Here is a 7,588-nt window from a genome sequence, read left to right as displayed (position 1 = left end):
GCCGCGCGCGCCGGTCGCGCGCGGCACCCCGCATCACGCGACATCACGCCGCCCGCTGATGTTCCAGCCACGCCTGGAACATCAGCACCGTCCACAGCTGATGCTGCCAGTTCATCCGGCCCGTCTGGTGCTGGCGCCACAGCCGCTCGACCGCCGCCGCATCGAAGAAGCCTTCCTCGCGCAAGCGCGACGGCCGCAGCAGCGCGTCGGCCCAGTCGCGCAGCGCGCCGCGCAGCCAGTGGTCGACCGGCGCGCAGAAGCCCTGCTTCGGCCGGTCGATCAGCGCGGCCGGCACGTAGCGGTCGAGCAGCCGGCGCAGCAGCGCCTTCGACTGCCCTTCCGGCAAGCGCACCGACGCCGGCACGCGCCACGCGAATTCGACGACGTGATGATCGAGGAACGGCATGCGCGTCTCGAGGCTCACGGCCATCGCCGCGCGATCGACCTTCGCGAGGATGTCGGTCGGCAGGTACGTGAGCGTGTCGATCGCCATCGCCTGCTCGGCGAAGCTCAGGTGCGCGGGCCACGCGGACACCGTGTCGAGCGGCGTCGGCGGCTCCTGCCCCGACAGCGCGATGCGCTCCGGATGATGCACCGACGACATCAGCAGCCGGTACAGCCCGATGCGGCTCTCGGCCGTCATCACATGGCCGAGCTTGTGCAGCCGATCGCCGATGCGCGACGACGATTCGCGCGCCTCCACGCCGCCCCACGCGCCCTGCGCGACGGCCGCGAGCTGGTCCGCATGATCGGGCCGCAACGCGTGCAGCGCGGCGGCGATCCGCGCGCGCACGGCGGCCGGCACGCGATGCAGCTTGCGCCACAGGCGTGGCGTCAGGAAATAGCGCGTGTAGCCGCCGAACAATTCGTCGCCGCCGTCGCCGGACAGGCTCACCTTCACGTGCCGGCGCGTCAGTTCGGAGACGAGAAAGGTCGGGATCTGCGACGCGTCGGAGAACGGCTCGTCGTAGATCGACGGCAGCTTCGGCACGACGCCGAGCGCATGGTCGGCGGTCACGTAAAGCTCGGTATGGCGCGTGCCGAGATGGCGCGCGACCGCCTTCGCGTAACCGGCCTCGTCGTAGCCGGCCTCGTGAAAGCCGATCGTAAACGTGTCGACCGGCGTCGCCGATTGCGCCTGCATCAACGCGACGATCGTCGACGAATCGATGCCGCCCGACAGGAACGCGCCGAGCGGCACGTCGGCTTCCATCTGCCGCGCGACGGCCTGGCGCAGGACCGTGTCGAGCTGGTCGACGGCTTCGTCGGCGCTGCCCTCGAACGGCTGCGCGCGGCCCGCCTCGATCGCCTGTTCGAGCGCCCAGTAGGTGCGCAGGCGCGGCGTGTCGCGCGCATGTTCGAACTGGACGTACGTGCCGGGCGGCAGCTTGCGGATGCCGCGATAGATCGTGTAAGGCGCGGGCACACTCGACTGGCGCAGGTACAGGCACAGCGCGTCGCGATCGATCGCGCCGTCGAAGCCCGGATAGCCGCGCAGCGCCTTCAGCTCGGACGCGAACACGAGCGCGTCGCCGATCCGCCCGTAGTAGAGCGGCTTTTCGCCGATCCGGTCGCGCGCGAGCGTCAGCACCCGCGACGCGCGGTTCCACAGCGCGAACGCGAACATGCCGGTCGCCCGGCGCAACGCGGCCTCGACGCCCCACGCGACGATCGCCGCGATCAGCACCTCGCTGTCGGAGTGGCCGCGCCACGCCGGTGCGCGCCCCGCGCGCTCGAGCTCGGCGCGCAGTTCGCGATGGTTGTAGATTTCGCCGTTGAAGACGAGAACGTAGCGGCCGCACGCGGAAGCCATCGGCTGCCGGCCGTGCACCGACAGGTCCACGATCGCGAGCCGCCGGTGGCCGAGCGCGATGCCGGCCTCCGGGTCGACCCAGATCCCCTGTCCGTCGGGCCCGCGGTGCGCAAGGCTCGCCGTCATTCGCGCGAGCGTGCCGCGCGCTGTCTCCTCATCGAAGGCGACGCTATTCAGAAAGCCGTCGATTCCGCACATTGATTTGTCCGCCCCTGTTGACCTGTTCCGTCACGGACGGCACGACCTCGCGGCCGCCGTCGGGCGTGACGGTCGAGCCATATTACGAAGAAATAAATCAGCAATAATTCACCAGTGAATGTCGGCAGCGTCCGGAAAAAAATGGACGTCAAGTGCCGCATGCGGATGGCCGCGCAACGGGGCCATATCGAATCGGATGAGTGGGCCGGCAAGCGTGGCGGAGAAAAATGGGGCCGCATGCCGGTGCGACGCCGCCACGCCGTGTCACGCGGCGCCGGTCGCCCATTTCAGCAACTGCGCGACCTCGCGGAAATGCTGCGGCTGGATCGTGCCGTTCTCGGGCGTCGTCTCGTACAGCGCCTGCGCGAGCCCGACGTTCGCGAGCGTCGGGCGCAGCGCGTCGCGGGCCAGCCGCACGATCCGCTCGGCCGCGTCGCCCTCGCCGCGCGCGAGCACCCACGGCAGCGAGCCCATCCCGCCGTAATAGAGCGCGACCGCGACGCGCGGCGAATAGACGACCACCGACGCATAGCCGATCCGGTCGGGCAGCGACGCGAACTGCACTTCGCGCGCGAGCTGGCGGCGCTTCGCCTGGATGTGCGGATCGCCTTCGTCCTCCTTGTGCTCGCGCCGCACTTCGTCGATCGACATCTTCATTTTCTGGTTGAATTCGTGCCGCTGGTGCACGATGTCGATCAGCGCCATCACGATATAGATCAGCGCGGCCCAGCCGAACAGCAGCATCAGCAGCTTCACGATCAGCGCGAGGATCGAGACCGGCCGCGTGAAGCCCGACTGCACGGACGGATCGAGCGACTCGACGATCAGCCAGCCGAGCGTCGCGACGAGCAGCGCCGTCTTCAGCAGCATCTTCGCGAGGTTGACGAGGTTGCGCAGCGACCACAGGTTCTTCATCCCCTCGGCCGGGTTGAGCCGCGACAGTTGCGGCACGAGGCGGCTCCACGCCATCACGCCGCCCACCTGCACGAAGCCCGCGAGCAGCCCCGCCAGCAGCCCGGCCGCGACGATCTGCGCGGACTGCGTGGCCCAGTCGCGCGCGGCGCCGTCGATCAGCACCGCGAGCCGCGCGGCGGGGTCGGCCGCGCCGACCGCGTCGAACACGAGCCGGAACAGCGCCTGCAAGCGCGCGAACAGCGAACCGATGCCCACCGCGAGCGCCACGCACACGCCGACGAAGAACGCCGACGACACCGTTTCCGCGCTCTTCGGCACGTCGCCTTTCTCGCGCGCCTCGCGCAGGCGCTTCGCGGTCGGCTTCTGGTCCTTTTCGGCCATCCCGGCTCCCGCGCGCTCAGCCGCCGCCGTGCGCGGCGAACAGCGCGCGCAGCAGCGCCACCAGCCCGCTGTCGGGGCTCAGCAGCGCGTGCAGCGACGCGTACACCACCGGCAGGAACAGGATCATCATCAGCATCGCGAGCGCGCTTTTCAGCGGCTGCGAGAACACGAAGACGTTGAGCTGCGGCACCGCGCGCCCGACCAGGCCGATGCCGAGCTCGACGAGCACCAGCACGATCGTGACCGGCGCGGCGAGCTTCACCATCCATTCGAAGATCGTGTCGGTCTGGCGCACGATGAAGGTCTGCAGCATCGACGAGAAATCGGGGCCGAGCGAGCCGATCGGCCACCATGCGTACGACTGCGCGAACAGTTGCACGAGCACCTGCAGCCCGCCCGCCGTGACGAACAGCGCGATCGCGACGAAATTCAGGAATCCCGAGGTCGGTCCACCCTCGTGCCCGCCCATCGGATCGAAGAACGCGGCGCTGCCGCTGCCGGTCTGGAAGTCGATCAGGTAGCCGACGCCCTGGATCGCGAACAGCACCGCGCTGAACGCGCCGGCGAGCAGCATGCCGACCATCGCCTCCTTCGCGACCAGCAGGCACCACATCAGGAACGGCAGCGCGGCTACCTGCGCGGCATCGATCGCCGGCGCGACGAACGCGGCGATCACGACCGCGATTCCGTTGCGCACGAGGCCCGTGATGATCTGCTCGTTGAATACCGGCACGACCAGCATGATCGGCAACAGGCGCGGCATCACGTAGAGCAGCGGCCGCAGCATGCCGGCGACATCGTTGAAACCCGCGGCCTGGTCTAGCATCGGCGCTCCGCGGCGGCGGGCGGGGCGGGATCGCCAGCCGCGTCAGGCACCTCGGGCACGTCGGACAGCACGGTTTCAGCGGCGATGTCGGCGCCCGCCTCCGTTTCGGTCATGGCCGCATCGAACGCGGCCGCGGCCGCCGGCGGCGTGGACGCATGACCTGCCGCGTCGCCCGCGCCGGCCACCCAGGTGCCGCCCGTCGCGAAGCGCCGCACCGCGTAGCCGTCCGCGACGTCGTCGGCGTCGCGCTCGACCCGCGCGGCGCGCGCGTGCAGCGCCTTCTCGCCGGCCTTCTCCAGCTTGTCCTCCGCGGCCTTCGCCTTGCGCGCGGCGCGCTGCAGGTCGGCGAGCGTCGCTTCGTGGCCGCGGTGCACGTGCGCGGCCTCGCTCACCGACGCGTTCGCGTTGCCGATATGCCGGTCGAACGTGCGCGTATCGGCCGCCGCGTCCTGCAATGCGCGCGCTTCGCGCACGTCGTCGGCCAGCCGCGTCCGGATCGCAGCCTTCGCGGCGACCTGCTGCGCGAGCTGCGCCTGCGCGGCCGCGAGCACCCGCCGGCTCTGCGCGGCGATGCCCTGCTGGCGCGCGGCCGCGACGCGCGCGATCTGGCTGCGCATCTCGCGTACGCGCTTCAGGCGGGCGAGCGTCGCGAGCACGAGGCGGTCATCGGCTTCAGACATGATCGTTCGCCAGCTTCGTCAGCTTCGCGAGCAGCGCGTCGAAGCGCACGTCCTCGTCCGACGCCTGCGCGCAGAACGCGCCGATCGCGTCGCGCGCGCGCAGCGCGAGATCGCCGAGCCGATCGCTGCCTTCGCGATACTCGCCGATCTGCACGAGCAGCTCGATCTCCTGGTACTTCGCGATCAGCTCGCGCACGCGCGCGGCCGCATGCTGGTGCGCACGGCTCGCGACGAGCGGCATCACGCGCGACAGGCTCGCGAGCACGTCGATCGCCGGATAGCGGTTCGCGAGCGCGATCTTGCGCGACAGCACAATATGGCCGTCGAGGATCGAGCGCACCTCCTCGGCGATCGGGTCCGATTCCTCGTCGCCTTCCACGAGCACCGTGTAGAGCGCGGTGATCGACCCGTGCGCGCCCTGCCCCGCGCGTTCGAGCAGGCGCGGCAATACCGCGAACGTCGACGGCGGAAAGCTGCGTCGCGTCGGCGGCTCGCCGCTCGCGAGGCCGACCTCGCGCTGCGCGCGTGCGAAGCGCGTCAGCGAATCGACCAGCAACAGCACGCGCTTGCCCGCATCGCGGAAGTGCTCGGCGATCGCGGTCGCGACCAGCGCGGATTTCACGCGCTCCATCGCGGGGCGGTCGGACGTCGACACGACGACGATCGAACGCGCGCGCACCTCGGGCGACAGGCTGTGCTCGATGAATTCGCGCACCTCGCGGCCGCGTTCGCCCACCAGTGCGATCACGTTCACGTCGGCCTGCGCGCCGCGCGCGATCATCCCGAGCAGCGTGCTCTTGCCGACACCCGAAGGCGCGAAGATGCCCACGCGCTGGCCGACGCCGAGCGTCATCAGGCCGTCGATCACGCGCACGCCGGTCGGAAACGGCGTGTCGATCATCTTGCGCGCGAGCGGGTTCGGCGGGTCCTGCTGCGTCGATACCCAAGCGGCGCCCGTCACCGGCCCGCGATCGTCGAGCGGGCGGCCGAGCCCGTCGAGCACGCGGCCGAACAGCCCCTCGCCCACCGGAAACACATGCTCGCGCCCGGACGGCACGACGGTCGTCTCCGGCGACAGCCCGGCCACGTCGCCGAGCGGCGTGAGCAGCGTCGTCTGGCGCGAGAAGCCGACCACCTCGGCAAGCAGCGTCGGCTGGTTCGGCGTGCGCAATTCGCAGATCTCGCCGAGCCGCGCGCGGATACCCGTCGCATTCAATATCTGCCCGACCGCATGATTGACGCGGCCCTGCACCGATACCGGCGAGAAGAACGCGAGCCCCGCGTCGAGTTCGCCGACGAGGCGGCCGCGATCGAACGGCGCGCCGTCGTCGTCGCCGAACGTTTGCCGATCGTCGAGCGGCGCGTTCATCGCGCGGCGCCCTTCAGCGCGTCGCGGCGGATCGCCTGGCGCAACGCGTCGATCTGCAGGTCGAGGCTCGCGTCGATGCGCCCGGAGGGCGTCTCGACCGTGCACGCGTGGCGTTCGAGCTGCGCGTCCTCGACGATGCGGATCTTCTGCCGGTTGGACTGCCCCGCGAACGCGCCGTCGAGCGCGTCGCGCATCTCGTCCGTGCGCCCGGGCGCGACGCGCACGATCAGGAACGCCTCGTCGCGCACGAGCGGCGCGATCCGCGCGAGCGCGGCCTCGTACAGCTTCTGCGTGCTCATCTCGCCGACGATCGCGCGCACGGCCTTCACGACGATCTCGGCCATCGCATCCTTCATCGTCTCCATCGTGCGCGTGGCCGCGAGCGCCTGCGTGTACGCCTGCGCGGCCTGCTCGCGCTGCGCGCGGCGCATGCCTTCGTCGTAGCCGGCCGCCTGGCGCTTGTCGAATTCGCGCTGTGCGTCGGCGACGATGCGCGCGGCCTCTTCATGCGCGGTCGCGATCACCGCGGACGCGTCGAGCAGCGCCGCGTATTCGCGCTCCTTGAGCACCTTGCGCTCCGACAGAAGCTGCAGGTTGTCGCTCGTGATCAGAAAAGCCAGTCCCATGACGCAAGCCTCTCGGGAATCAGAAACAGGAACATCAGTTCGCCGAATTGATCGCGCTGCGCGCGGTTCAGCCAGTACGGCGCTTCGTCGTCGATCGCGCGGTTGAATTTCAGGCGCACGCGCCGCGCGACCGCGTCGCCGGCCACGGCGATGAAATCCGCGAGCAAGCGCCCGCCGCGCGCGCGGATCACGACCGGCAGCGCGGCGGGATCGGCGCGCCACGGTTCGAGCGTTTCGGCGAGCGCGCCGAATTCCGGCGCGCGTTCGAGCGCGAGTTCGAGCGCATCGCCGCCGAGCCGCGCCGCCACTTCCGCGCGGATGCGCCGCCCGGCCAGCGCGTCGCGCAGCCACGCGCGATGCAGCAGCAGCCCCGCATACGCGGCCAGTTGCTCGAGCGCCGCGCCCGGCAGCAGCGCGAGCCGCGCGCACGGATTCGCCACGTCGAAGTCGTGCCGGTCGGCCACGCCGTTCAGCGCGAGCAGGTGCCGCGCCAGCAGCTTGCGGCCGGCCGCGCCGAACGCATCCGGCGAACGGTAGCGCGCGGGCCACTCGGCCGGCACGCGCGTCACGTGCAGATAGCGATCGGGCCGCAGGTTGAAGTCGCACACGAGCGCATGAAACGCGGCGGCACGCGCGGCAGGCGGCGGTGCAAGCGGGTGCAGCCACGGCAGCGGCGCCGCGTGGAACGCGGCCGCTTCGCCCGGCGGCAGCGCGCGCGGATCGCTCATGCGCCGTCGCGCGCGCCGTCCGGCGTACGCAGCCCGCCGCCCGCCTGCTGCG

The 7,588-nt window shown here is 70.9% G+C and carries 7 protein-coding genes; all 7 read right to left on the bottom strand.

The genetic code is table 11. The features are described from left to right. Positions 1-43 precede the first annotated feature (43 nt). The 7 genes from asnB to LGM42_RS32550 all read right to left on the bottom strand — a co-directional run bounded on the left by asnB (position 44) and on the right by LGM42_RS32550 (position 7,536). Positions 44-2,011, bottom strand: coding sequence for an asparagine synthase (glutamine-hydrolyzing) (gene asnB / locus LGM42_RS32580; protein ID WP_099317667.1), 1,968 nt, complete (start codon positions 2,009-2,011; stop codon positions 44-46). Positions 2,012-2,275: 264 nt separating this feature from the next. Then, entirely contained in the window at positions 2,276-3,307 is a 1,032-nt protein-coding gene (locus LGM42_RS32575) for an EscU/YscU/HrcU family type III secretion system export apparatus switch protein (RefSeq protein ID WP_060310650.1), read from the bottom strand. 16 nt (positions 3,308-3,323) lie between these two features. Continuing rightward, a complete protein-coding gene (gene sctT, locus LGM42_RS32570; RefSeq protein WP_059584718.1) occupies positions 3,324-4,133 on the bottom strand; it encodes a type III secretion system export apparatus subunit SctT in 810 nt (269 codons plus the stop codon). Continuing rightward, on the bottom strand, positions 4,127-4,813 hold the full coding sequence (locus LGM42_RS32565; RefSeq protein WP_226234380.1) for a hypothetical protein: 687 nt from the start codon (positions 4,811-4,813) through the stop codon (positions 4,127-4,129). Before LGM42_RS32565 ends, sctT begins: the two co-directional genes overlap by 7 nt. Further along, the gene (gene sctN / locus LGM42_RS32560; RefSeq protein WP_226234379.1) at positions 4,806-6,182 is read right to left on the bottom strand and encodes a type III secretion system ATPase SctN; all 1,377 of its coding nucleotides are present in this window, start codon (positions 6,180-6,182) and stop codon (positions 4,806-4,808) included. Before sctN ends, LGM42_RS32565 begins: the two co-directional genes overlap by 8 nt. Continuing rightward, entirely contained in the window at positions 6,179-6,808 is a 630-nt protein-coding gene (gene sctL, locus LGM42_RS32555) for a type III secretion system stator protein SctL (protein WP_059639764.1), read from the bottom strand. The genes sctN and sctL overlap by 4 nt, the downstream gene beginning before the upstream one ends. Beyond that, on the bottom strand, positions 6,790-7,536 hold the full coding sequence (locus LGM42_RS32550; protein ID WP_060310648.1) for a SctK family type III secretion system sorting platform protein: 747 nt from the start codon (positions 7,534-7,536) through the stop codon (positions 6,790-6,792). The genes sctL and LGM42_RS32550 overlap by 19 nt, the downstream gene beginning before the upstream one ends. Positions 7,537-7,588: the final 52 nt, after the last annotated feature.

Source organism: Burkholderia sp. AU39826, assembly GCF_020419965.1.
GTDB classification, from domain to species: Bacteria; Pseudomonadota; Gammaproteobacteria; order Burkholderiales; family Burkholderiaceae; genus Burkholderia; species Burkholderia semiarida.
This window is presented reverse-complemented; position numbering and strand designations above follow the sequence as displayed.